Origin of the sequence: Robinsoniella sp. RHS (assembly GCF_001029355.1) — a bacterium.
In the GTDB taxonomy this organism is placed as follows: domain Bacteria; phylum Bacillota; class Clostridia; order Lachnospirales; family Lachnospiraceae; genus Robinsoniella; species Robinsoniella peoriensis.
In genome coordinates, this window is record NZ_JNGB01000004.1 from 157,149 (window position 1) to 183,988 (window position 26,840).

Below are 26,840 nucleotides of genomic sequence, written 5' to 3' on the forward strand. Positions count from 1 at the left end.
GCCAAAAAGAAACTAATGGAGGAAATCATATGGAAACACAGATATTACCGGAATGTCCGGTTGAAACAACACTAAGCTTAATCAGTAACAGATGGAAAGTTTTGATTATCCGTGATCTGTTAACAGGCAAGAAAAGGTTTGGAGAACTGAAAAATTCGATTGGGAACATTTCACAAAAAGTGCTGACTTCTAATCTAAAGGATATGAAGGAGGCGGGCTTGATTACCAGAACGGTATATGCGGAAGTACCGCCCCGTGTGGAATATGAATTGACAGAGATGGGGTTGAGTTTGAATACAGTTTTGGAGGCAATGGTTGTTTGGGGAAAGGAATATAAGAAGAAACAAATTTAGAGTCCAGCCTGACAAACGCAAGATTTAAACTTTATAGGCTGCTGGCAGGGGTGAATTTTCAAGTAAGCAGCAGCTTCTTTATAATTTCCTTAAAAATAGCTGTTACCATAGCAGTAACAAATCAAAAGAGTTACAACGCTATGGGACGGACACTGTTCAAACCGGCTGCAGCCGGCAGACCGTTTTATGTTGTCAATTATGTAAAATGGAGGAAGTTATAAATGTATGAGTATATCATAAAAACCAATCATGTTTCTAAAAAGTTTAAAAAGACGTATGCAATAAAAGATTTATCGATGTGTGTAAGAAAAAATTCTGTCTACGGTTTATTAGGACCTAATGGTGCCGGTAAATCAACATTGCTGAAGATGATCACAGGAATTACCAGATCGACTTCAGGAGAAATATTATTCAACAATCATCCCTGGTCCCGAAAAGATTTATTGAATATTGGTTCATTGATCGAATCACCACCGCTGTATGAGAATTTAACGGCATTTGAAAACTTAAAAGTGAGGGCGACTCTTTTGGGGATTGGGGCAGAAAAATGTACTGAAGTATTGCAAAAAATGGACTTAGCGGATACGAAAAATAAAAAGATATCCGATTTTTCGCTGGGAATGAAACAGAGACTGGGTATAGCATTAGCGCTGCTTAATAACCCCCAATTATTAGTCTTGGATGAACCTACTAACGGGCTAGACCCTTTTGGCATAGAAGAATTAAGGATCATGATCCGAACATTTGCGGAGTCTGGGATTTCTGTAATTATATCCAGTCATATTTTAAGCGAAATACAACAGGTTGCCGATGATATAGGGATCATATACAATGGATCGCTTCTTTACCAGGACAAAGTTGAAGCAGATGAAGATCTGGAACAATTGTTTATGGATATTGTAAGAAGGGAGCGTGCATAATGATGCTGCGAACATATTTAGAAGCAGAAAACTTGAAATTTAAACGCTCTTTATTTAGAAAACTTATTATATTTATACCAATAGCTTTAATTTTAATATCCATGATATTTATATATTTAAATATTGGTTTAGGTGGCTTTTCAAGCTCTATCGTTTGCAATTGGTGCATGCCTGTTGCATCTTTGTCCATTGTGATTTTATGTCATTTAGTTAATCATAAGGATCAAAAAACACAAATACCGTACGCTTTATAGTTTGCCCATTAACTTGAAGAAGACATTTATTGCTAAAACAATTCTAATAGCGCTGAATCTTTTGATGATATCATTATTGCTATCGTTTATCGCCATAATCTCTGAAGTCATATGGTCAGGTGTTTCAGCTGCGATAGGTTTTGCCGGTTTTTATGTTTTAGGATACTTCTTATTGTGTCTCTCTTTATTATGGCAGATTCCGTTCTGTTTATTTTTAGATCAGAAAGTCGGATTTGTTGGATCTGTGATAATAAATTTGTTTGCCAGTGCATTAGGCGGTCTGTTTTTTTCCTTGACGCCGTTGTTTTGGGTTTTCCCATATAGCTGGACTGCCAGGTTTATGGTTACTTTATTTGGAGTTTTGCCAAGCGGATTATTGGTTGGTGCAGATTCACGATTATTATTAAATTCAGGACAAAATTTGCTGCTGGTATTGATAAGCTTGTTTGCTATGTTAGTTTTTTCAATCTTGTTTGCCCGCTGGTATGGAAAGCAGGTGTACCGCAAATGACTATTATAAGGGAGTTTTTATCTAACTTTACCAAAATCAGACGAACTCCGGTTGTTCTATTGCATTTGTTACTGCCTGTTGTGGTTACAACATTATTTTTGGTTTATTACGCTTCTGCCGGTTACCATATTATTTCGGATGCGAGATTGTTTTTCGTGGTATTACAAATATGTTATCCGATTTTTGTTAGTATTGCTGCACCAATTTTAATTAATCTCGACAGGAATATAAACGGTATTCAAAATGCTCTGGGTTTAGTGAAGTCCCGAAGAAGCGTATATTTGGGAAAATTGTTCTTTTTACTGTTTTTTTCAGCCATAAGCGTGATCATATATGAACTTTGTTTCTATATTGGAGTCAATTTTTTTCTGGATATAAGTGTAATGAACTTTGGTTCATATCTTGCCATATTTTGTATTATATTAAATAACAGTTTATTATTATATTTATTACACGTACCTATTGCATTTCGTTTTGGTTCAAGTATTTCTGTTTTGCTGGGGATTTCTGGTACGATTTTAGCGGGTTTCTTTGAAAATCCCATTGGTGATAAAATTTGGCCGTTCATTCCCTGGGAATGGGGTGTTCGGTATTTGAAAAATTATTTTGGATTTTCAAGTGAACTTATTTTTCCTGGAATTATTTCTCAGATTATTATTACTTCGATGATTCTGATTTTGACATTACTATGGTATAGTAAATGGGAAGGTAAAGTTATACAAGAGTAAAACTAGGAGGATAGACTATGGCGAAACTGTTAGTGGTCGATGATGACCTTGATATGCTGGCACTGGTACGCACCGCCCTGGAAAGGGACGGGCACCAGGTAGACACCGAAACGGATCCCGCTACCGTGCAGCCTGCCAGGTGTCAGCTGTATAACCTTTTGCTGTTGGATGTGATGATGCCCGGAGAGGATGGATTTTCTCTTTGCAGCCGCATCCGTGCCGAGGTGGATTGTCCCATATTGTTCCTGACTGCCAGGGCGGAAGATGCGGCCCTTGTGCAGGGCTTTGGCCTGGGCGCTGATGATTATATTAAAAAACCATTCAGGATCGCGGAGCTGTGCGCACGGGTAAATGCCCATCTGCGGCGGGAGGTACGCCAGCCCAGCCGCACCCTGAACCGGGGTGGTGTTCGCTTTGATATGCAGGCAAAGGGGGCCATTGCGGGTGAACATACACTGCCTTTTACCAAGGGCGAATACGCCATCTGTGAGCACCTTGCACTGCATGCCGGGCAGGTGTTTACCAAAGAACAATTATACGAAGCCGTTTTCGGTTTTGACGCGGAAGGCGATTCGTCGGCCATTGCGGAGCACATCAAAAATATCCGCGCCAAGCTGAAAGCCGACGGCTTAAGTCCTATAGAAACTGTTTGGGGGGTGGGATACAAATGGCGAAAAGACAGCGTTCTGTAGGCCTTTCTTTTGTGCTTTTGCGCTTTGCAGTAGTTATGTCCGGCTGTATGCTGTTATGCTGTATGGTATGGTCTTTTTGCCTGGTGAGGTTTCAAAACACCGGCATTGCTTACCGGGGAGTTGTCCCGAACCAACAGGTGGATCAGATGCTGGACGGAGCGCCAGAAACATTTGTTTCTCCCGGTGACGATTTCCTGCCTGAGTATGCTTTGTTTGATCCAAATGGCAAAGTGCTGGAAAGCAACGTAGAGGGAAAGAAGCTGGAAACCCTTTCCGGAATTTTTCAGGAGGATGCCTACAGCCTTTATGTTTCCCGGCACACCAACGCGGATGTTTCGCGGTACACTTACGCAGATGGAAGCACCATAATCTTTCGCTGGCATTACAGGGCAGAGTTTACCAATCCTGTGCTGCGTGACATGCTGCCACCCTTTGAATACCTGTGGCTGGCCACCTTTGGTGCGGCATTGGTGCTCTGCCTGTTATTTAATACTCTGTGGCTCCGCCGGCGTCTCGCAGCCAAGCTGAAGCTGTTCAGTGAGGTAAGCGAGAAGATCGGCGCCCAGGAACTGGATTTCACAATTCCTCACGCAGGCATCCGCGAGTATGACCAGGCTCTTGGCGCCATGGAGCATATGCGGGAGGCATTGTACAGCGCCCTGTCTTCTCAGTGGGCGGCACAGCAGGAACGTGAGGCAGAAATAGCAGCACTTGCGCATGATTTAAAAACCCCGCTCACCCTGGTGGGAGGCAATGCCGAACTTCTGCTGGGTGAAGAACTGCCTGGCAGCAGCCGCAAAATGGTGGAAACAATTATGGCAGGCAACGACAGGGCCAGGCAGTATGTTGCCAGCCTGCTGGAAACCGCCGCCGGTGGTGATGAGGCATTTGAAAACACCAGCCTGTCTGCTATGTTTGACGAGCTGGGCAACAGAACAATGGCTTTTGCAGAAACAAAGAGGGTTTGCCTGCAAACCCATAACGGCCTGGAGGGTACAGTGAGCATTCAGAGAGACCATTTACTTCGTGCCCTCGGCAATGTGGTGCAGAATGCAATTGAGTATACCCCCGCAGGAGGAAATGTGTATCTGGAAAGCAGCATGGCAGAGGGGGGCTGGCAGGTCACTGTGCGTGACGAAGGTCCCGGCTTTAGTAAATCGGCATTACACCATGCAACAGAGCGCCTGTGGCGTGGAGATGCAGCGCGTGGCACCGATGGACACAATGGACTTGGACTTTGGTTTGCAGCGGAAGTAGTAAAAGCTCACGCTGGACAACTGGAACTGGACAACTGTGAATCTGGCGGGGTGGTTACAGTCAGGTTCTGTTAAGCCGCCGAAAGAAAGTTTACAACTTGGTAACATCCCCATGTTATATTTCCATTAAAAGCAGGAACATCTGCGATATGAAAGGGGGATAAAAATGGCAGCAATACTAATTGTCGAAGATGAGTTAGCGATAAATGAATTAGTACGCAGAAATCTGCAGCTTGTGGGGCACACGTGTGTGACGGCATTTGATGGAGAGGAAGCAGTCCGGGAGCTTGGGCAGAATCATTTTAATCTGTTAATCCTGGATATTATGCTGCCCGGGCTGGACGGATATGAAGTATACCGGGAATCAAAGGGAACACCTACTATATTTCTCACTGCCAGAACCGGTTTATCGGATCGGGTGAAAGGTTTAAAAATGGGGGCGGATGACTATATTACCAAACCGTTTCAAATGCTGGAGCTTCTGGCGCGGGTGGAGGCGGTTCTGCGCAGGACATTAAAACAGAATACCGGGTTTTCGGTTGGTAAAGTCAGAATAGATTTTGAAAGCCATCAGGTATTTTTAAATGACCTGCTTATGGATTGTACGCCAAAGGAGTATGACCTGCTGGAAACGTTGGTTACGAACCGAAATATTGCTCTATCCAGGGAAAAACTTCTGGAGCTTGTCTGGGGGTATGATTTTGAAGGGGATACCAGGACGGTGGATGTACATATACAGAAACTGCGGAAGAAACTGGAACTGGAGGATTATATAAAAACAGTATATAAGATGGGATATCGTCTGGAGGTCACGAAATGAAAAAACGGGCCTTTTTTACCACGCTTATTTTGTTCTTATTCTTTTTATACGCCGGAATAACCGTAATGTCAGCAATCATATTTAAAGATAAGGTTGGGGTTATAAAAGAACGATGCCTGGCGGAGCATTACGTGATTGTTTCTTCTATATTAAAAGATTTTCAGGCTCTGGACAGCAGAGGGGTAGAGATTGGGGGCTCGATGGAGAGCTTAATGCATCCGTATTCCTATCTGGCAAAAGGTAACGGCATGGGTCTTGCAGTGTATAAAAAGGTAAACCTGGTTTATACCAATATGGCGCAGGAAGTTCTGGAGGATATAAATACTGATTCTTATAAGGAAGGACAGCGCTATGTATCCATCAAAGGAAATGAGGAGCCGTCTGTTTATGTGGCGGGTCTGCTTCCGGCACCTTTTGAGGACTATGCCCTGGTATACCGCTATAATATAGAAGAGACCATAACTTCCTGGAACCGGTTAAAGAATACACTGTATATGGCGGGAACCGTTTTATCCGTATGTCTGGCATTCTGCCTGCTGATTTTGCTAAATCAGATTTTCCGCCCGCTGAAGCAGATTTCGGAGGCATCCATGGGGATTGCGGCAGGAGAGTATGAAAAACGGCTTCCGGTCTCCGGCAATGATGAATTGGCATATATGGCACAGAGCTTTAACCACATGGCAATGGAAATACAAAAACAAATAGCTGACCTGAATGAAGCGGCAAGGCAGAAACAACAGTTTATAGATAATTTTGCCCATGAACTGCGCACTCCCTTAACAGCAATTTATGGGTATGCGGAGTATGTACAAAAAGCGGTAATTTCAGAAGAAGACAGAATCATGTCCTGCGGTTATATCATGTCTGAAAGCAAAAGAATGGAAAACATGGCGTACCAGCTGTTGGACCTGGCGATGATGCGGAACAATGAAATCAAAAAAGAAAAGATAGAAGTGAAATCATTGCTGGATGCTGTAAGCAATACCATATTGCGTAAGGCTGTCGAAAAAGAGATTACGGTTAACTACAGCTGTCAAATGGATTGTATTACCGGAAATGCAGAACTTCTGGAAAGTCTGCTGGTGAACCTGATTGACAATGCCATCAAAGCAAGCAATCCGAAGTCTTGGATAGAGGTAAAAGCTTATCAGGAAGATAATGTAAAAGTTTTATCCGTCCGGGATTATGGAAAAGGTATGACAGAGAGACAGCTGCAGCACGTAAAAGAAGCTTTTTATCGGGCAGATAAGTCCAGAAGCCGCAAGGAAGGCGGAGCCGGATTGGGACTATCGATCTGTGAACAAATTTCCCAGCTTCATAATGCACATCTTCAATTCGCATCCGGTCTTATGGAAGGGACCGAGGTAAAAGTAATGTTTACAACTCTGTAACAAGTTCATTACAAGTTTATAATCTCCGGAGTCTAAGATAGGAAATGTGATCACAAATACGAATAAAAAGGCAGGCATGCCAGAAGCAAAGGGGTAAATATGGATAATAGAAAAGGTAAAAGAACAGGCAGCAGAACAGATAAAAGAACAGATAAAAAGATATATAGCAGAAGAGATACTGCAGCAAATAACAGAAGAAATAAAAAGAGTGATAAAAATGAATTTCCCAGGATTATCGCTGGTGCATTTGCAGCAATTGGCGTATGTGCATTTTTATTTGGGAGTGTGAGCGATGCTGTTATGGCAGCAGAATTGGGGAAAACAGCGACTGTTTCCACCAGCTATCTGTTGAAAGAAGAAACGGCAGAGGCAAAAGAAGGAACGGCAGAGGCAAAAGAAGGAACTGAAAGCAAGGGAGCAAAGAAAGTAGACGCAGCCATCGAAGCAGAAGAAGAAATCCAGGAAGCTGATGCTGTGATAAATGGAGAAGTGCAGGAAAATAAATATGTGAAGGGAACTTATAAAGTGGTTTCTGATCCTCTGACGAAGGACAGCATTCCAACTGAGAAGGATCTGAAACAGGATGTAGCAGCTGAGACAGGGGCTAAAATGCTGTGGGAGCTTTATGGATTAAAGATGAACGGGGCGACCATCTATATGTCATATAATGCCGGTACGGAAACATTTCCAAGGGCATTCTGGAGCGGGGATGTGCGTCTGGGGGATACCCGCTCACCGGAAGATACCTGCTACTCTTTTATGATCGATGCCGTAACGGGGGAACGCTTTAATGCAGGTTTTTCACGCACTCTGGATAAGAAAGTGTCACTGGATTTTGACCAGAAACTAATGGATAATCCCGGCGAGTATACGCAACTGGCAAAAGAACTGGCAGAAAAGCTGGATATTGTGAATGGGAAAGCAGCATCTTCGGAATATGGCTGTCAGGGTTATTCCAATAATGATCCTGATATCACTATTGAAGTGACCGGGATAAACGGAGAAAGAGCACTATTATCTTTTTCCAGATATGATCAGAAATTTAAAGGTGTCATCTATGATGCCAGCCTTAAGATTTCTGAGCCGGCTGAAAAAGCATCTGCGCTGAAGGCTTCGGAAAAGGCATTGGAAACTTTGGAATCAATGCCGGAGGCAGAGTATGCGGAGGCAGAAAATTCCTATCTGATACCATCGGCGGGGGAGGAATAGATTACTAAAAAGAATTCTGAATATGGGAAAATGATATAGGAAGCAGAGCGCAAAAGTAAGATTTGCGCTCTGCTTTTTACACTTTTGCGGGGCTAATGAGGTTTATGACTTTTATTTTAAATAGCTGTTTGTAAATGTACGAATGTTCAAGCAGATAAATTTTCCGTGATGATTGGAATCAAAATCGATACCTGAAATTCTCTGTCTTTCAGTTGGATTGAGCATAATCCATTGTGATTTTTAATAATTTTTTTGACGGATGAGATACCAATGCCATATTCATTCCGTTTGGAAGAAAGAAAATGGTCATGTTTCTTATATAATTTTCCAGCATAAGAGTTATAAACAATCAAATGGAATTGTTCATTCGTAAACTTTCCCTGGAGGCAGATTGAGCGTTGTTCTTGTTCTATCTGACGGCAGCAGGCTTCAACAGCATTTTCTAAAAGATTTGAAAGAATGATACACAATTCAAAATCCGGAAAAGGAAAATCTTCCGGTAGGGAAAGGGCAACTTTAAAAGATATCTGTGCACTGCTGGTTTTTTGTACATAATACCGGATAACGGCATCAGCTGTTAAATTATTACAGTATGTGAAGGGTACCGTTTGCAAAGCCGGCTGTTTTTCATATTGGTTTAGATAATTTTTGATACTCTGTATATTACCCGAATCCAGGAATGTACGGAAAGTTCGCAGATTATGGCGCAGATCATGCTTTACAGCCCGGACTTCCTCGATTTTTTCCTGCAGTTGATTGAAATGTTCATGCTGCATAGAGAGCTGCTGCTCCATATGGTGCTGTTTCTCTTCAAGAAGTATCCGATACTTATAGGAGTCGAATATTTCAGACCATAATAAAAATCCCAGGCTTAAAATCAATGCGGCACCGCCCCATTCAGAGAAATATCCCCCATATACAGGTTCATACGCTGGCAGGATACGGTCTGCCAGGAGAGAAACGGCATAGAATAAAGTTCCGGATAAAATAAACCATTCCTGCAGAAGTTGTCGGTACATTGCGGCCATTACGATTACAACTAAATAACATGCTGTTAGCCATTTATTGATGGAAAACAGATAAGACCATGCTTTTAATGCAGTAAGATTCCAATAAGGCATGAAGACACCGCATACCAGAGAAAGAATACAAAGCATGATGCATGCAGCTACAGAGATTCCGGCAGCTATTCTGTTTGTTTTACAGAGCTTATTCTGAAGGAACACAATAAACAAAAACATAGAAAAATAACAGAAACGCTCTATTGTATACCAAGGCTGGATAGCGGTAAGCAAAAAGGTATGGATAAGTGGGTAAACGGTATAACCGCTCAATGCCAGGCAAAGTGCAGAAAATACCAGGGCATATCTGTGATGAACCCGAACTCCAAGAAAAAATGAAAGGAACAGGCAGCCAATGGAAATTAGAAATACAGCAATGCGAATACAAAGCTGTACGTCCTGCCTGAAGTTGACTGAAAACGGATCACCAAATGCGGGGGGATAGACCAGTCCGCTAAAGTAATATGAATAATCGGTAACAGCCAGAATAATCTGTACACTGCCTTCACCATTGAAAGAATAAATTTTGTTTTGCAGACCTGGTGCATATAGGCCGGCATCCGGATTTCCTATCTGGGCAATCAGGGTATTATTTATATATAAACGATATGCAGAATAAACTTCCGGAATTTCCAGGGCATAAACGTGTTGAGGCGACGGCAGATTAATAGTAAGCCGATATGTGGCACTTCCATGAGGAGAACGGACTGGATTGCCTGTTTCAAAACCTCCATATTGCCCGATAGATATGTATTGGCGGTAACGGTCCGGAGGACCATCTGTAAAATCAGACGGAGATAATAATACACCCGGATAGAATTCCCATTCATGAGTAAGGAATCGAAGATCTTTCTCAGGAAAAAAAATCTTCAGTAAGATTCAAAACTCCATTAACTGGCTGGAGTGCAGTATTAGTATACTTATTATCTTTGTAATATAAAATATGAAAAAGTAATACAGCCGATAATACAGTAACAAGTATTATAACGATCAATTTTAGTTGTTTTCTATAGGACTTATTTATTAAAGATGTAATTAGTCTAGTCTGCATTTTGAATCCTCCGGAGATCTCTGTAAAAGAAAATGCTGGTTAACCGTAATGTTTTAATGATGTTTCTTTATTTTTATAATGTAAGACAAGAAAAAGAAAATGAGAAACACAAACGAATTTACACCTTGATCTGTAATATAAGATTGCAGCTTAGATTCATTGGCAACATGCCTGTTGGATGAACTCCCGGGAGATTCCTGTATATAAAAGGTTCCGGTATCGGAAATTGTAAAGCTTACAATACCCAGATCTGAATCGGATTTTGCCTCAGATATGAAAGAGCCGTTCTGATCGTAGCAGTATTTGTTGTTTGCCGATATAGAAAGGCTTGTAGGAAACTGTACCGAAATTTCTGTAAGTTTATTCACAGGTTTTCCATTTATAGAAATTGCAAAATAAAACGAATTTTTGCTTATGGATTTTATGGTAACAGCCAGCATATCATTTTCTGATAAATTAAGACCTTCCAGAAAATCGTTTGGAATATATAGAGAGGTTCCGTTTTTTTCAAATAGCACCGTATTATGGCTTATTTTCATAAGCTGGTTTAGCATAGTACCTGAAATAATAGTCTCCGTATCGGTCACCGCCTGCACTGGCTTTGCTTCTGCTGTTTCATCCTGCATATTCTGATTTTCAGTTTCAATGTTGCCAGGTGGTAATTCCTGATCGGTCCGGTCACCATCCCCACGGCTTCCGTTCCAATTCATAACTGTAATATTATTGTCTTTTTCTATAAAAAGCTTTTGAACTGCAGACCATCCATCTGGTGTTTGTTCCTCAGATATGCTATTGGAAGAATTGTCAGCCTCCATCTTGAGCAGGTAATTAACCTCGGATATCAGACCGCCAATATAAATGCTGGAATTATCATAAAATACGTTGAAATCTTCAGCAGCATTCTTCCAGGACAATCCATTGTCAGTGGAATACCAGATCTTACTGTTTTTTGATGAGTAGTGATGAAGCGTATCAATGCGAACAGTATGTCTAGGTTCCTCATCAAGCGGTGACAATATGGGAGCAAATATTTTGATTAAACTGATATCGGGGACGGATTTATCCTGTACACCTACAGTCAGTATCTTATTTTCAGGAAGGTTCTGTACATGCATACCACCTATAGTTTCAAGGTGCACAGACAGGGGATATTTTCCTTCTTTGAGCGTATTGATTTCACTGAAATCATATTTGCACATAATGGGGATAGCTTTCAGGTTGTTCATATCTCCTGCTTTTGCAACGGTAATATAAATATAGTCAGGTGTGGTAATCCAGGCATCAATTCTATTTGTATATAAAGGTAAGACATTGAGTTGATCAATATCTATATTAAAATCAACAAATTTACTATATGTTGTTATAAAGTCAGATTCAAACGGATCCAAATAAGAAGAATCTGCGTTTACCTGTAATGCTTCAACGGCTTTGGCATTCAGCCCCTGTGCAATAATTGTACTGTAAAAAACATCAGCTGTTCCAACACAGGAAAGTGCAGTACTATCTGTGCCGGAAACGGACAGATACATAGCTGCAGGCAGGGAAAAACCATCTGGATCAAGACTCTCAATTGCTTTTGCCTGATTGCCTTCCGCTATTATTTTCACATATTCTGCAGAAAGTGTACTGCCTGGATCCAAAGAAATGGTGGTACCTCCATTCATTCCATCGCCTTCAGATCGTATGGTGTAATAGTCACGCAGATATGGATCCTGTCCGCTGAAAGACTGCATAAGAATCAGCTTTCCTTTATTCTTTACCTTGATCAAAGGCTGATTGACACCTTCACCATATAATTCATTTACATTTAAAAACAGCACTCCGCCTTCTTCAACTATAATCGAATAAGGACCCATATCTATGGAAGTAGTGCCAATTTCAAAAAAACGTGAATTAGAATCAAGACGTTGAATGTCGGAAATAATTAAGTCTTTTTGCACATGTACCGCTGCATTAACCTCATTATGTGAATTAATCCAGTTAGTCAGTTCGCTTATCGTAGATGCTGTATAATAGGGTTCTTCCGGATTTTCTATGACAGAAGCATTTGCTCCGGTACTCCAGTTATAGTTTCCGTCAGCGTAAACCGTTAAATAGAATAGATCGGAGCGCAGACCGGGCGAGCTGCTGTCCGGTTTGTTTTCCAGAAAAAAAATATATTCTTTTCCAAGCTGAATATTTGTTTCTTTATCAGAATCACCGCCGATTTGTATATACTCAGATGCAATAGTTACCGGTTCAAAGGAGTACTTTTTCCAGGATTGACCCTGATTATCGGAGCCCCATAAATCAAAATCTGAAGAATAACCGGAACACCGGAACATAATACTGGCATCCTTTTGATTTACACTGGGGATGGCAGCGGTCAGATCGGGCTGATTATCCGAACGGACAGTAAGAAGCACTTCTTCGTTTTCGACTAACACCATTCCATTAGAGTAACTTCCGAGATGACCGCTTATTGTATAGTTTCCATTGGCATCTGCTGTAGTGGGGGGATCCCATACAACGGGTACCGAAAAATATATCGGATTGGTAGGAATTCTCGGGTCGTTGGATACAAACCAAACATTATACAAACCTGTATGCAGATAATGGCTAACAGCTGATTTAAGGATTGTTTTTTTATTCCACTGATCAGCTTTAATCATAGAAAGGTTACTATTTTGATGGAAAAATTCAGGAATAATATCATTTTCTGTTAAGATCCAAGATAAAGAGGCGGGAGAATCTATGGATAAAGCACCCAATCCTGAGGCGTGAATTCGGCTGAAATCAATCCGGTTTTGCGCTGTCTGCAGCATATTATCATTACTATTTGTATTATTTTCCCAGAAGATTGCCCTGGAATTTTCTCCTTCTGCTATTATACTGCCCGCTTCACAGTTAATTTGCCCTTCTTTGATGTGAACTGCAATTGCTCCAGGTCCGGAAGCGGTAATAAGGGAAGAATCAAGTAATACGGTACTGTCAGAATAGATGGCAGTTCCTCCCTTCTCTGAAGTGCCTCTTGCGATTACCGTACATGTGCCATTGTTTCGTAACAGTGATAATCCATAATCCCGGTTGGCAGATTTTAGAACGGGTTGATCTGTACCGATACCGCAAAAGGTAAAAGGGCCATTAAAGGAGACTCCTGCCAGACCGTAAGAACCTGTCTCAATGGTAATGGGCTGGCGGGTATAGTAGGTATCCGTTGAGGGCAGGGAAATATTATCAGCCAGAGTTACGCAGCCCCCAGTCTCCTGATGAGAACGAAGCCAGCTATCCAGTTCATCAGCAGTAGACACCATGTCCTGAATATCCGGCTGGTCAGATTCAGGGTCCGTCGCCGGATTATCTGTTTGACCGGCTGCAGATTCGGTATTCTCGCTAATGGTATCAGGGGATTTTGCAGCGGTTTCCATAGATAGAAGAAACATAAGGAAAATAAAAATAGTTATATAATATTTCATAAAAACTCCTTTTGGGCGCGATAAAAGATAGCCTTTTCGTGCAGAAAAGACTATCTTAATCCATAGTATTTTAAATCTTTGCTTTTGATAATGTATTTTATCATATATTAATATGGAAGAAAAGATTTCTTTCAAATTATATGATCTGTAAAGCCGGAATTATAGAGAAAGAACCTGACCACCAGCTTTATTAACAAGATGTTTCACATATAAATTAAGGAATTCCTTCTTTTTACGTCGGGCAATTGGAAGCTGTTCACCATTCGTAAGTAAAATGTAATTGTTATATATATTTTTTATATAATCCATGTTAACTGCTACTTCACGATAACATTCCATAAATATTTCCTCTTTTAAAAGCTGATTGATACAGTAACTGACGGGGTTTGCAACGATAATAATATCATTGTTAACCATATGTATTCGGCATCTGCGCAGCTGGCAGTCTACATAAATAATATTTTTAAGCGGCAGCTGGGCTTTGAATTTATTAATTGTAACTTCTAGGGATTTTGGTTTTTCGTTTAATTTCTCCAGCTTGTCAAAGCACAGATGAAGCCCTTCTTCAAATTGTATTCTGTGCATAGAGAGGGGTTTTAGGATATAGTAGACAGGTTGTACAGAGAAACTTTCCAGTACATAAAAGTCGCTGTCTGAAAAAAACATGAGACAGGCGGTTTGATCTTTTTGATATATCTCTTTTGCAATTTCGATACCATTTTTTCCATCCATATAGACATCAAGTAATATAATATCATACAATCCAGGACGAAATGTTATCAGCAATTTTTCGCCGCTGTTGAATTCAACATATTCAATAGGTAGATTCGGATGATAAGTACTACAATAACTTGTTATGTAACTCATGGCTTCCTGCCGATCCTCTACAACATCGTCAACGATAGCTATTTTCAATTTTTTCACCTCACTGCTGATTTAAGACTACTTATGCTTATATATAGATAAATATTATAAAGTCGAATTTTATTATAATATAGAAGATTTTAGAGTTCAACCACCACTCCGTCATAAAACACACCTCTCTGTGTAAAAAGGTACCATTGAATTAAGCCGGTCCTGGAATTAGTTTTGATCATATACTGACCGGACTGTAATAATTATGACCTCTGTGCGGCATGGACATCCACTGGGTTATTATCCGTTGACTGGTACAAAACAGTCTGCTATATTTGAAAAAATCATGGCAGAAAACGGCCGAGGTACAAAGGAAAGGATAAACGTAAAGGTGGATTCTATGGTCAGGACGAGTAAACGCAGGTATACACGACTTGAGTGGGAAGAGTGGTACCAATATGCAAAAGAATATTATCTTACATATCAGAATCTTAGAATTCCCATCAAGTATAAAACAAAAAACGGACTTCTGTTAGGCCGCTGGATCGAACGGCAGAGGGCAGCATACCATGAAAAAGGTTCATATATAATAAGTGATACGCAGATATCGTTACTTAATCAGATTGGAATGGAATGGACGATGGGAATTCGAACACAATGGGACATCTGGTATCAGTATTGCGTTCGGTACTATTCGAGTTATGGGCATCTGGATATTCCGAAAAACTACATATACAAACATCTTCCTTTAGGTGAATGGCTGTGTTATCAAAGGAAACGCTATAAGCAAAAAAAGATTAGCGACAGTGAGATTGAAAAACTGGAGCAGCTGGGTATGAGATGGCAGATACGTATAAGGCGGGAATGGGATGACTGGTATCAGGAAGCAAAAGAATATTATGAACGATACGGTGATCTTAAAGTGCCTCTTAATTACGTGACCGAATCCGGATTAAAGCTTGGATTATGGATAAATATACAGAGGGAAAAATACAGAGGTACCAGAACGAATAATATCGATAGCAGTAAATTGCTTAAGTTAAATCAAATCGGTATGCTGTGGGGATTTCGCAGCAGCAGATCGTGAGAAAGAACATATGTTGGAGATAATATGAAAGAGAAAGCAGCAGTTGCGGCAGGTATATTAGTGATTGTTATCCTTGTCATTATAGGTGCAGTAAAAATTACAAGGATATTCCCGGATAAGCCGAACAGGGAAGCAGAAAACAGACCGGAGAACTTTGAAAAGGATACGTTTCCTTCCGGTTTAAATGACAGAAAGAATGATTACAGCCTTCCAGATAATGAAGACATTGCAATAGGATGTACAGTATCTGAGTTTAAGGAAAAAAACAGTTCTGTTTCTGCTACAAATGATACGACGGGAGAAGTTCTCACCGGTAATGTCAATATAGCAGATATGCTTTTTGAGGCAGAGTTACATTTTGATCAGCAGGGTTCGATGGATTCTGCTTTTTATACGGCAGAATACACGGATGGTGCATGGGAGTGTTTAATCCGATATCTTGCGCAAAAGTATGGATATGCAGCAGCAGATACGGAAGATGGCAGTACATACCGATGGCTTATAAGAATAGCTGGTGGAGAAACATTCGAGATGAAAAGCTGTTTACAAGACAGCAGTATCATTCTTAGCCTTACGAAACAGACAGATACAAGTGGGGTCTGGAATTATGTGATACCAGATATGAATAATACAGGATACTACAGTCCGGCTGAACAACTTCAGGAATTTACAGAAAAGTATCCCGAGTGTATTGGCAGCGACGGAAGGATTCTGATAACCGAAAAGAGTGCGGAAAAATATAATTATTGTTTTGAACAGTTTAGAACTTCGGAAAATATACGTTTTACAAATCTGAATACCCCGGTCTTATTAGATGATTTTTATCTGAGCGATGGGAATATTATAAATGACTATCGAAATAATGGCGGGAATACTGTCATAACCCTTCGAAACGGAGAAGTTGAGAATGGAATGATAAGAGCATGTAATATGGTAATAGATAAGATTTATATGCATGATTCAGAGAGTGATTTTATAAATGCATTATATAACGTGAAGATCTATGACAGTTATTTTACCGATGGAGGGACTAATCCGGAAGCACATGCTGATGGAATTCAGATAGCAGGATATGACTCTATTGATGCATATGATATCTATTTGGAAAATGTCCGAATTGATATGCCGCATATTCCCGGATATCATGTGGCAAATGCCTGTGTAATGATTCAGCCGGATTATGGTGCTGTGAATGGCACAGAGTTAAACCGGTGTATCTTAAACGGGGGAGGTTTTACCATCTATTCTTTTCCTAAGAAGAATACAATTGCAAATGTTGTGATGCAAAATACGATTATCGGAGACGGTTACCGGTTTGGAGTATATTACAAAAATTCACAGCAGAACATGTCGGAAATTAATACAGCAAGGAGTATGGAGCCGCTGATTGGCAGCATATATGTTGAAGATAATCAGTTTGTGTTTAATTTGAGCAATTATAACACGCAGGCAAAGTCTGTCAACGGAACAATCAGATATCTAAAAAATGGTGAAGAATCGGGAGAGCAGGAATTTTCCGCAGATATAGGGGGATATATACCGTTCAGCGATTATGGGGAAAAACTGGATTATGGAGGAAAGGTAGTTGATTATCCCCGGCAACCAGTGAATCTTACAGAGCGTATTGATATGGAGGAACCAGATTGCGATGCAGTATCCGTCACATTTTATTCCGACGGAAATTATTTAGGATCATATTATATTGCAAAACAAGGGGAAGTGGAATGAAAGTATCGGTAGCGTTGGCAGCCTTTAATGGCGAACGATATTTAAAGGAACAATTACAGTCTGTCTATGAACAGTCGCTAACGGTAGACGAGGTTATTATATGTGATGACTGTTCATCAGATAATACGGTATTAGTAGCCGAATCTTTTATCAGGGAGAAGAATCTTCACGGCTCATGGCATATTTATAAAAATAAAGAAAATCTCGGATATGCAGGAAATTTTATCCGAACCATGAATTTGTGCCATGGAAAGTATATTTTTTTATGTGACCAGGATGATATTTGGTTTCATGATAAAGTGATGCGCATGGTAAAGGTTATGGATGATAATCCTGGTATAAAACTGCTGGCATGTGATTATGAACCATATGCATGTACAAAAGATGCACCAAAACTCTCCCGTGAAATCATGAATAGAATGAAAAATGATGGATCTGTCCGGCATATACATCTGGACTGTAAAACAATTTTTATCAGAAGCGAAGGCTGTGCCATGAGTATCCGGCGGCAATTCTTTGAGCAAATCAAAGGCTATTGGACTTCGGGCTGGGCACATGATGAATTTATATGGAAACTCTCTTTATGTGAAGATGCCTGCTATCTCTATCACAGGATATTATTTAAAAGAAGGCTGCATTCTGACAACGTATCAAAAAGGAAAATGCATCAGATAGAAAAAAGAATCCAGTTCCTGGATATGCTGCTGGTCAGTCACAGACAAACCCTAGAATATGCAAAAATGAAGAAGCTTGCTCCCGACATCCTGACAATGATCCGAAACAACCAGGAATCTGTCAGACTGCGCATAGAATTATTGAAAAATAAAAAATGGATGAATATAATTCCATTGACTTTGCGGTACCTAAAGTATTACAGCTGTAAAAGATCTATATTGGTCGAAATGTTGATGTCAGTGAGAAATAAATAAGATGCTGTATGAGGAGAAAAAATGAATGACAGACTGAAATTTATTGATATAGCAAAAGCAATTGGAATCATTTGTGTCTGCATTGGACATTCCGGAACTTCAACATTTATAGTTACAGCAGTCATGATGTTCCAGATGCCCTTGTTCTATTTCATCAGCGGATATCTGTATAAAGATTTCTATTCAGAACATCCTTTTATACGTATTAAGAAAAGTATAAAGGCATACTATCTTCCTTTTCTTGCTTATGATATTGGATATCTGGTTTTACATAATATTTTCGCCTTGCTGCATCTGGTAGATGCGAAAAATGGAGGCGGTGCATACTCGCTAAAGGAATTTAAAGTACATTTTTTTGATATTATAACTGGATGCCATAGAGAATATTTTTCAGGTGCACTTTGGTTCTTAATAGCGATATTTATAATAACAGTCGGGTTTTCAGCGGGTAATTTCCTTTTGCTGAAATTAGGGCTGGAAAGGTACAGAATTTATATTATTACAGCCGTGGCACTCTGCTGCTTTCTGTTCAGTAAAATTTCTGTAATCCCAAAACCTATGATTGTGAGAAGGGCTTCCGGGGGAATGTTTTTCTTTGTGATGGGATATCTTTACCATTATTATGGCTGGGATCGAATTCTTGGCAAGTATAGAAAAACAATTCTTTTATCAGCAGTGACTACCCTGGGTGTTATAGCCTGGCTCAATGAGATGGGATATTTTAGTGATGTATATAATAATATAGGTGCTTCTGCAGCAGGCGGTTTGCTGGGTATAAGCTTAGTATTGGTGATTGCCAGTTTCGGTTGGTTTCAGAATAATAAGTATTTGATACAGATAGGCAAATGCTCGCTGGAAATAATGGCATTACATTTTCTGGCATTTAAAATAGTAAGTTTAATCATCATCATAATATACCGACTGCCGGTTACGCGCCTGTCAGATTATCCGGTTATAGAGACCGGGGGTTTGTGGTGGATCTGTTATACATTAGTTGGAGTATGCGTACCTGTAATTTTAAAGTTAGCGGCAGTCCGGCTGCAAGGAAGATTTATAAGGGGGGGAGAGAACATAATGAAAATAGTATTATCTGGCGGATGGAGCTATGGCAATATCGGAGATGAAGCAATCGCCCGCAGTACCATATACTTATTAAAAAATTTTTTTCCCCGGAACAATCTGACGATTTATTCCTATGATCCGCAAAATTTTTATTATCACCATGAAATGAAATCGCTGGAATCCGTGCATAAAAAAGTAGATCGATGCGGGTTAAATACGTTATCCGGGATTGAGGAGGTACTAAGAGAACCAAAAGCGTTTCTTCTGGATGAATTTTCAGATAGTCTTGATGATAGTACATTATTTGTTATGGCAGGCGGAGGGTATTTTAATGATCGCTGGAAGCGCCAGTTTATAGCCCGTATTCTGGAAATAGAGATAGCAAAGCGTAAGGAGGCAAAGATTGCTATTATCGGGCAATCCATTGGTCCTATAACAAGTGCAGTGAACAGGAGATATTTTAAAAATGCAATGAATGCCTGCGACTATATAAATGTCCGTGATAAGGATACTTTTAATCTGATCAGAAAATTTTTACCTGATAAAGATGTGACACTCGGAATAGACACTGCAATCATAATATCAGATACCTATATTTCAGGTAAAGAGCAAAAAAAGCCAGTTATAAATGTAATGGCAGCCGGGTATTCCAAGTACACTGCGATTCAGGGTGACTTCATACAAAACCGTTTTTTTAATAAACTCATTAGCAGAATTACATTAAAATATTATGTATATAGTTTTAAGATGAAAAAAATAATAAAGCTTCTGAGTTACGGGCAGAAATTCAAAATACGTTTTGTTATGAGCACAAATTGGTATTTTGATTTGAATTTCACGAAAAAAATCGCAAAAAATTTACCGGATAAAGATTATGAAATCATCATAAATCCTAAGGTAAATGAACTGTGCAGATATCTCTCAGAAGGACAGGTAATGATAAGCTCAAAGATGCATCCAGTAATTATATCTGCCTCTTATAACATTGAGAGTATTGCTATATCCTATAATTTTAAAATTGATAATTTTATGGAGGCAATCGGGTGCCAGGATAATTGTTATCGCAATGACAGGCTTGCTATAGAGAATTTAGTAAATAAAATCCCCCTGATTTGCAGCAATGAGAATAAAGAATTTGAGCAAAAGGTTAAGGATTGGAAAAAAAACGTTTATTCCATGGCTGAGCAAATGGCAGCTATGTTTGGAGAGAGCAGATAAGGGGCGGTGTCTGTGAGCAGAATAATTAAAATCAAGGAAAAATACAGTACGCTGTCAATAGCCGCTAAAGCCGGAATCTGGTTTGTTATTTGCAGCGTGATACAAAAAAGTTTTTCACTTATTACAACCCCGGTGTTTACTCGCCTTTTAACAAAAGAACAATTTGGAATATATAGTGTTTATCTGTCATGGCTGCAGGTATTTACCATTGTGTGCACTTTCCGGTTAGATTTTGGGGTATTTAATAAAGGGATGACCAAATATCACGACAATAAAGAAGAGTATACTTCATCCATGCAGGGAATTACAACGTTACTGACAATTACTGCTTTTCTGGCATATCTGTTGTTTCGAAAACAGATTAATCAATTAACGGAATTAAGTACAACAATTACCTTGTTTCTGTTTTTAGAATTGTTATTTACGCCTGCTCTGAATTTCTGGATGATCCGGCAAAGATATGACTTTCACTATAGAGGTGTAGTTTTTGTAACAGCAGCTATGTCTGCTGCAAATTTTCTGATTGGCTTAGCTGCTGTTATCTGTATGGAGGATAAAGGAATTGCCAGAATACTTTCGTGTGTTATCGTACAGGCATGTTTTGGCATGATCTTTTACCTGCTTAATTTAAGCAAAAGTAAAAAGATTTGGAAATGGGAATATATTAAATTTGCAATTATATTTAATATCCCTTTAATTCCCCATTACTTTTCGTCTTATATTCTGGATCAGTCTGACCGTATTATGATTCAGAAAATGTGTGGTCTGGAATCTGCAGCTTTATATAGTGTAGCCTACAATGCCGGGCTTGTAACGAAAATAATTGTTAACAGTATTAATAATGCACTGATTCCCTGGCAGTACCGGAAACTTGAAAAGGGCCAATACAAGGCTGTAGCAGGACAGATGAAGTCTGCAGGTATTATGATGGCATTTGCTTTTTTAGTATTTATAGCACTCGGTCCGGAGCTGATCAGATTAATGGCATCTGAAAAATATTATGACGCGGTAAAAGTCATTCCGCCCGTTGCAGCCAGTATGTTTTTTGTTTTTCTATACAGCGTATTTTGCAATATTGAGTTTTTTTATGATGCAAATAAGGCAGCAATGATCATTTCAACAATAGGGGCAGCCGCCAACATTATACTGAATTATTATTGTATTCCCCGGTTTGGATATTCAGCAGCAGGTTACACAACGCTGTTTTGTTATCTGCTTTTTGCAGGAATGCATTACGTTTATGTCAATAAGGTTGTCAAAGCTAACACCGGATCTCCATTGTTCAGTACATCAGACTTACTGGCAGTCTCATTTGCTTTTTTGATGTTCGCGTCAGTTATTAGTGTGTTTTATGGAAACTGGATTATTCGGTATCTGCTTATTTTGGGGTTGGTTTTAACGGTAGTAATAAAAAGAAAATATCTGATAAATATTATAAAAGATATTCGGGACAAATAGTGGATATCTTAGTGTATGCGAGAGGAATTGGAATGAAGAGGGAGACAGAAGAACTGGTAAGTATTGTTATTCCTATCCATAATTCGGATGAAACCATTGGATTTTGTTTGGAGAGTCTGATACAGCAGGATTATAAAAATATCGAGATACTCTGCATTGATGATGGGAGTACTGACAATACAAGGAACATATGTACAGAATATGCAGGCAGGGATTCCAGAATACATTATTATAAAAAGAGAAACAATGGTCCCGGATCTGCCAGAAACTATGGAATTGATCATTCAAAAGGGAAATATATTCTATTTGTAGACAGTGACGATACCCTGGAAACAGATTCGTGTTCTAACATGTGTAAGGAAATGAAAGAAGATTATGTTGATTTTGTAATCTGTGGTTTTCATCTGTACCGTAAAGGAAAATTGGTTTCCTATCAGATTGGCAAGCGTTTTTCAGGAAGAAAAGACAGATTTGTTACGACGAGGTTTCGGAAAATGTATGATGATTTTTTAATTAATGCACCCTGGAATAAGATGGTCAGAACAGAGTTTCTAAAAAAATATAACATACGTTTTCACGAGAATTTTTGGTTTCTGGAAGATTTAATTTTTTCAATGGATTTAATAAACTGTTCAAAGTATTTGAAAGTAATCGATAAAGCACTTTACCGTTATAACTATTTCCGCCCCGGTGCATTGACAACGAAATACCATGAAGATACAGATAAAGCAATTATGCTCTTAGGAGAGAAACTTGAGATCTGTCTTCTGCCGCATAATATAGATATGTCACATTACTATGCGGATCTGGTTCATAAAATGCTGATGTTTTCAAAGGAGGTACGCAGAAATAAAAAGTTTTCCTGGAAGTTAAAACTGGAAAAAGAATATCAGATGTTAACGAATCCGAAATTTAAATATTACCTGGCGAATGCAGTAAGCAGAAGAAATAAGATGAAGGTTAAAATATGGCTGATGAAAAAAAGGATTTTTTTCTTTGAACATTATTATAAGTGATAAAGAAAATCCAGGGGAATGGAGGAAAGGAAGTAATGGAATGATCAGTGTAATTGTACCGGTATATAATGTAGAACCTTATCTAAAAGCATGTGTGGATTCTCTGCTTTCCCAGACTTACCAGGACATGGAAATTCTCCTTATTAATGACGGATCTACCGATCATTCCGGTGAAATATGCAGAGACTTGTCTAAGACATCTGAAAAAATACAGTATTTTACACAGGATAACCAAGGATTATCTGCGGCTCGAAACAGAGGGATTGAGGAATCTTCCGGAGAATATTTGTGTTTTGTTGATTCTGATGATATTGTCCATCCACGATATCTGGAAATTTTATACCGGAACATTATTGAATTCCATGCTTTAGTTTCAATATGCAGCTTCCTGGTTTTTGAACAGGATACAGACCTGAATTTTGATAAAGAACTTTCTGACAAACCGGTCATAAAGGACAAAGCAGAGCTAATGCGGTCGCTGGCATATACAGGATGCGATGAAAAGAACACGACAATTATTATTTCCTGTAATAAATTATTTTCAAGGGACTTGTTCTGCACGTGTCGTTTTTCTCCTGGAAAGCTGCATGAAGATGAATTAATTATCCACCAGCTGGTTGATAAAATCCCATATGCAGTTGTAACCGCCAGCCAGTTATATTTTTACAGAAAACGGCGTGGAAGTATTATGGATAAAAAGTTTTTTCTGGATATACGTCATCTTTCCATGATCGAAGCTTTCCGGGAAAGGGTTATTATATGCCAGAAAGAGGTATATGCAGAGATTCGCAGTAAAATGACAGAAAGTTATCTGGATACTATCTGCATACAGTTATTTCGTATGGTAGAGGCAGATAAAAAAGATGTATGGGAAAGCTTAATCAGGCTGTTGGAAGCCGAGACAGAAAAGTATCAAAAGACAATACATAAGCGAAAGCAGCTGATTTACCGCGTAATTGCGAAATATCCGGTAACAGCCAGCAGAGTCTTCCTATGGAGTCAGTTTTTTTTAATAAAGAAGAAAAACATAATCCATAAATGGATGAGTTAGAAGGAAAAAGTGAAAAAAGTCAGTGTAGCAATTATAACGTATAACCATGAAAAATATATAGAGAAAGCCATACGAAGCGTATTAGCGCAAAAGACATCCTTTTCAATTGAAATTATTGTCAGTGATGACTGCTCTGGGGACCGGACACAAGCAGTGATTCAAAAACTGCAAAAACAAAATTCTGATTGCATAGTGCCAGTACTCCGGAAAAAAAATGTAGGGATGAAAATCAACAGTATTGAAACGTTGAAAACCTGTAAGGGTGAATATGTTGCCTTTTTAGAGGGGGACGATTACTGGACAGATAGTGGGAAACTGCAAAAGCAGGTGGACTTTCTGGATCAGCACAGAGATTATTCAGCTATTTATCACGCATGTAAAGTTATAGACCATCATGAGACAGAAATAGAATTACCCGGTACATTTTCAGCTTCGCCGGAATATTCGGTAAAAGATATGGAGAATTATTTAATCCCAGGTCAGACTTCAACAGTAATAGCCAGAAACTTTTGGAAAGAGGATTTATCCCTCCTGGAGCTGCTTTACAAGGTACATTATGCGCCGCTTGACAGAATTGTCCCGCTGTTTTTGCTGAGTGAGGGGAAGATTGGCTGTATGCAGGAACAAATGTCCGTATATCGTTATCTGATTGAAGAGAAAGGCAGCTGGTCATATAAGTTTCAAAGGGGAAATTATCTGTGGAGAGCGTATGCCTTTGCAATACATAGAGAAATTGAAAAGATAGGAAAAAAACTGAATGTTTTAATTTCTTATCGTAATCTGGAGGCGAAGCTCTATTCTGACTATATGGCGAAAGGGTTTGTATGTAAACGGCCGGGATATTTTTTTCTTGCTTTTTTTATTGATCCTTTTTGGAACGCACAGAATGTATATGATAATTCATGGTAATCGGATATTATACCTTCGTTTGAAAAAGAAAATTCAGAATAGATATGATGGAGTACGTGATGATAAAAATAAAAAAAGTGGTTCATAAAATCAGGGAAGGATTTTTTAAAGAGGTTTGTCAGGAGCTGAAATTTATCTATCAGCTTTCAAATGCATATAAAAAAGGAATTATTCTGTATACTGCACTGGCATTGTTTACGGCATGCATTACACTGGTTATTTCCGTACAGCTAAAAGATTTTGTGGATTTGCTGCTGAATAAAGATTTTAAGGGTGTAATAGCCGTTGCTGCAATTTATATCAGCATAGGATTAGTGAATTTAATAATAGCCATGCTGAGCCAGAGATTATCTGCCATAATCAGCAACCGGATGAGAAAGGATTTATCGGTGCGGGCTTATAAAAAGATACTGACGGCAGAATGGGAAAATCTTACAAGGCTTCATTCAGGAGATTTGATGACCAGGCTAAGTGAAGACATTAATATGGTATCCGGGAGCGTTGTCGGGTGGATACCCAGTCTTTTATCCCTGGGAATCCAGATAGGTATTTCTGCACTGCTGATAGTCTATTACGATTTCAGCATGATATTTTTAATTATGTTTCTAGGGCCTGTAGTACTGTTTGGTTCCAGAATTTTTTTAAAGAAAATGTACATATGTAATCAAACGCAGAGAAAAGCTGTCAGCGATGTGATGACGTTTTTAAAAGAAAGTTTCCATAATATCCAGTCAATCAAAGCATTTGATCTTCATAAAGTATTCACGGAAAAATCTGTAGATTTACAGGAAAAACGAAGGAAAATTGAACTGTTGGTAAATAAATACTCCATTGCTTCCTGGGGAGTGATGTATGTAAGCGGCCAGCTTGGTGCAATGGTATGTCTGGCATGGACAATCTATCATATCTATACCGGTGTGATTTCCATTGGAACGATGACTCTGTTAATCGTATTGGCAAACTATATAGCCACAGCTTTTAAGACTTTGGTTCAGACAATTCCCAATGCAGTAACAACCATAGCATCTTCTTCCAGGATACGCAGCCTGCTGGCTATGGAAGATGAAAAGACAGAACATGAAGAAGAGAGCGTGGACTTTCTGGAAAAAGGGATGCGTACAGGTGTGACAATTGATATTCAGCATATGAATTTTTCTTACCAAAATGGAAAAGAGGTCTTTGAAAATGTCACTCTGAAAGCAGAGCCCGGTAAAATTGTAGCATTGGTAGGCCCTTCGGGTGAAGGAAAGACCACCATGCTCCGGATATTACTTGGTCTTGTTCGTGTGCCGGGGGACAAAGCGGTGATGCGGGTTGGTAATAATCAAGAAGATACTCTGCCACTGAATCCGTCTCTCCGTAAACTGATTGCTTATGTCCCACAGGGAAATACAATAATGAGCGGTACAATTGCAGAAAACCTTCGCTTAGTACGGGAGGAAGCTTCTGATGAAGAATTAATGGAAGCTCTGGATAATGCCTGTGCCCTGGATTTTGTCAATAAACTTCCGGCAGGCATTCATCAGCCTGTTGGAGAAGGCGGTATCGGTTTTTCAGAAGGCCAGGCTCAGCGGCTGGCAATAGCCAGAGCCCTGTTATGCAGAACACCCATCCTGTTTTTAGATGAGGCGACTTCTGCGCTGGATGTAGTGACGGAACGGAAAATACTCAAAAATCTTATGGGCCAGGCAAGCCGAAGAACCTGTATACTTACCACTCACAGACCAAGTGTACTGGCTATGTGCAGCAGCGTATACCGGATTGTTGATCATAAGGTAACGGAACTGGATGATGGTGAAATAAAAAAATTGATAAATGATTTTTAA

General features: G+C 39.5%; 22 protein-coding genes. 19 read left to right on the forward strand and 3 right to left on the reverse strand.

Annotated features, from left to right (window positions below; translation table 11 throughout):
• The first annotated feature begins 29 nt into the window (after positions 1-29).
• The 10 genes from RHS_RS03730 (at position 30) to RHS_RS03775 (ending at position 8,134) form a co-directional block, all read left to right on the forward strand.
• Positions 30-353, forward strand: coding sequence for a helix-turn-helix domain-containing protein (locus RHS_RS03730; RefSeq protein ID WP_047832346.1), 324 nt, complete (start codon positions 30-32; stop codon positions 351-353).
• Positions 354-403: 50 nt separating this feature from the next.
• Positions 404-574 carry a hypothetical protein gene (locus RHS_RS30040; protein ID WP_395021177.1) on the forward strand — a complete coding sequence of 57 codons (171 nt, stop codon included), beginning with the start codon at positions 404-406 and terminating at the stop codon, positions 572-574.
• Complete coding sequence (locus RHS_RS03735) at positions 575-1,273, forward strand: lantibiotic protection ABC transporter ATP-binding protein (RefSeq protein WP_027292262.1); 699 nt, start codon at positions 575-577, stop codon at positions 1,271-1,273.
• A gap of 267 nt (positions 1,274-1,540) precedes the next feature.
• Entirely contained in the window at positions 1,541-2,038 is a 498-nt protein-coding gene (locus tag RHS_RS03745) for a hypothetical protein (protein ID WP_395021180.1), read from the forward strand.
• Positions 2,035-2,766: a lantibiotic immunity ABC transporter MutG family permease subunit gene (locus RHS_RS03750; protein WP_047832349.1), complete on the forward strand. Its 732-nt coding sequence runs from the start codon at positions 2,035-2,037 to the stop codon at positions 2,764-2,766. Before RHS_RS03745 ends, RHS_RS03750 begins: the two co-directional genes overlap by 4 nt.
• A 17-nt stretch (positions 2,767-2,783) precedes the next feature.
• Complete coding sequence (locus RHS_RS03755; protein WP_027292259.1) at positions 2,784-3,458, forward strand: response regulator transcription factor; 675 nt, start codon at positions 2,784-2,786, stop codon at positions 3,456-3,458.
• Positions 3,434-4,789, forward strand: coding sequence for an ATP-binding protein (locus tag RHS_RS03760; RefSeq protein ID WP_047832350.1), 1,356 nt, complete (start codon positions 3,434-3,436; stop codon positions 4,787-4,789). The genes RHS_RS03755 and RHS_RS03760 overlap by 25 nt, the downstream gene beginning before the upstream one ends.
• A 91-nt stretch (positions 4,790-4,880) precedes the next feature.
• Positions 4,881-5,534 carry a response regulator transcription factor gene (locus tag RHS_RS03765; protein ID WP_047832351.1) on the forward strand — a complete coding sequence of 218 codons (654 nt, stop codon included), beginning with the start codon at positions 4,881-4,883 and terminating at the stop codon, positions 5,532-5,534.
• The gene (locus tag RHS_RS03770) at positions 5,531-6,925 is read left to right on the forward strand and encodes an ATP-binding protein (RefSeq protein WP_047832352.1); all 1,395 of its coding nucleotides are present in this window, start codon (positions 5,531-5,533) and stop codon (positions 6,923-6,925) included. The genes RHS_RS03765 and RHS_RS03770 overlap by 4 nt, the downstream gene beginning before the upstream one ends.
• A 99-nt stretch (positions 6,926-7,024) precedes the next feature.
• On the forward strand, positions 7,025-8,134 hold the full coding sequence (locus RHS_RS03775) for a hypothetical protein (protein WP_377143493.1): 1,110 nt from the start codon (positions 7,025-7,027) through the stop codon (positions 8,132-8,134).
• A gap of 146 nt (positions 8,135-8,280) precedes the next feature.
• Here RHS_RS03775 and RHS_RS03780 read toward each other — a convergent pair whose 3' ends face one another.
• From RHS_RS03780 to RHS_RS03800, 3 genes are all read right to left on the reverse strand, one after another.
• Positions 8,281-9,255, reverse strand: a complete 975-nt coding sequence (locus tag RHS_RS03780) for a GHKL domain-containing protein (protein ID WP_395021185.1) — start codon at positions 9,253-9,255, stop codon at positions 8,281-8,283.
• 1,044 nt (positions 9,256-10,299) lie between these two features.
• The gene (locus RHS_RS03795; RefSeq protein WP_047832356.1) at positions 10,300-13,701 is read right to left on the reverse strand and encodes a hypothetical protein; all 3,402 of its coding nucleotides are present in this window, start codon (positions 13,699-13,701) and stop codon (positions 10,300-10,302) included.
• 159 nt (positions 13,702-13,860) lie between these two features.
• Positions 13,861-14,625 carry a LytTR family DNA-binding domain-containing protein gene (locus tag RHS_RS03800; RefSeq protein ID WP_141728653.1) on the reverse strand — a complete coding sequence of 255 codons (765 nt, stop codon included), beginning with the start codon at positions 14,623-14,625 and terminating at the stop codon, positions 13,861-13,863.
• Positions 14,626-14,956: 331 nt separating this feature from the next.
• Here RHS_RS03800 and RHS_RS03805 point away from each other — a divergent pair, with 331 nt between their 5' ends.
• Genes RHS_RS03805 through RHS_RS03845 form a run of 9 tightly spaced genes read left to right on the forward strand, consistent with a single transcriptional unit; the run spans position 14,957 to position 26,840 of the window.
• Entirely contained in the window at positions 14,957-15,643 is a 687-nt protein-coding gene (locus tag RHS_RS03805) for a helicase associated domain-containing protein (RefSeq protein ID WP_161597389.1), read from the forward strand.
• Between the two features lie 24 nt (positions 15,644-15,667).
• Positions 15,668-17,371, forward strand: a complete 1,704-nt coding sequence (locus RHS_RS03810) for a hypothetical protein (RefSeq protein WP_044296906.1) — start codon at positions 15,668-15,670, stop codon at positions 17,369-17,371.
• Positions 17,368-18,300, forward strand: a complete 933-nt coding sequence (locus RHS_RS03815) for a glycosyltransferase (RefSeq protein ID WP_044296905.1) — start codon at positions 17,368-17,370, stop codon at positions 18,298-18,300. Before RHS_RS03810 ends, RHS_RS03815 begins: the two co-directional genes overlap by 4 nt.
• Before the next feature lie 21 nt (positions 18,301-18,321).
• Positions 18,322-20,580 carry a polysaccharide pyruvyl transferase family protein gene (locus tag RHS_RS03820; protein ID WP_047832357.1) on the forward strand — a complete coding sequence of 753 codons (2,259 nt, stop codon included), beginning with the start codon at positions 18,322-18,324 and terminating at the stop codon, positions 20,578-20,580.
• A 12-nt stretch (positions 20,581-20,592) separates the two neighbouring features.
• The gene (locus RHS_RS03825) at positions 20,593-22,038 is read left to right on the forward strand and encodes a lipopolysaccharide biosynthesis protein (RefSeq protein WP_052431009.1); all 1,446 of its coding nucleotides are present in this window, start codon (positions 20,593-20,595) and stop codon (positions 22,036-22,038) included.
• 32 nt (positions 22,039-22,070) lie between these two features.
• On the forward strand, positions 22,071-23,054 hold the full coding sequence (locus RHS_RS03830; protein WP_047832358.1) for a glycosyltransferase: 984 nt from the start codon (positions 22,071-22,073) through the stop codon (positions 23,052-23,054).
• A gap of 40 nt (positions 23,055-23,094) precedes the next feature.
• Positions 23,095-24,105 (forward strand): glycosyltransferase family 2 protein, encoded by a 1,011-nt coding sequence (locus RHS_RS03835; protein WP_395021190.1) that lies wholly within the window; start codon positions 23,095-23,097, stop codon positions 24,103-24,105.
• A gap of 9 nt (positions 24,106-24,114) precedes the next feature.
• Positions 24,115-25,014 (forward strand): glycosyltransferase family 2 protein, encoded by a 900-nt coding sequence (locus tag RHS_RS03840; protein WP_395021192.1) that lies wholly within the window; start codon positions 24,115-24,117, stop codon positions 25,012-25,014.
• A 59-nt stretch (positions 25,015-25,073) separates the two neighbouring features.
• Positions 25,074-26,840 carry an ABC transporter transmembrane domain-containing protein gene (locus tag RHS_RS03845; RefSeq protein ID WP_047832359.1) on the forward strand — a complete coding sequence of 589 codons (1,767 nt, stop codon included), beginning with the start codon at positions 25,074-25,076 and terminating at the stop codon, positions 26,838-26,840.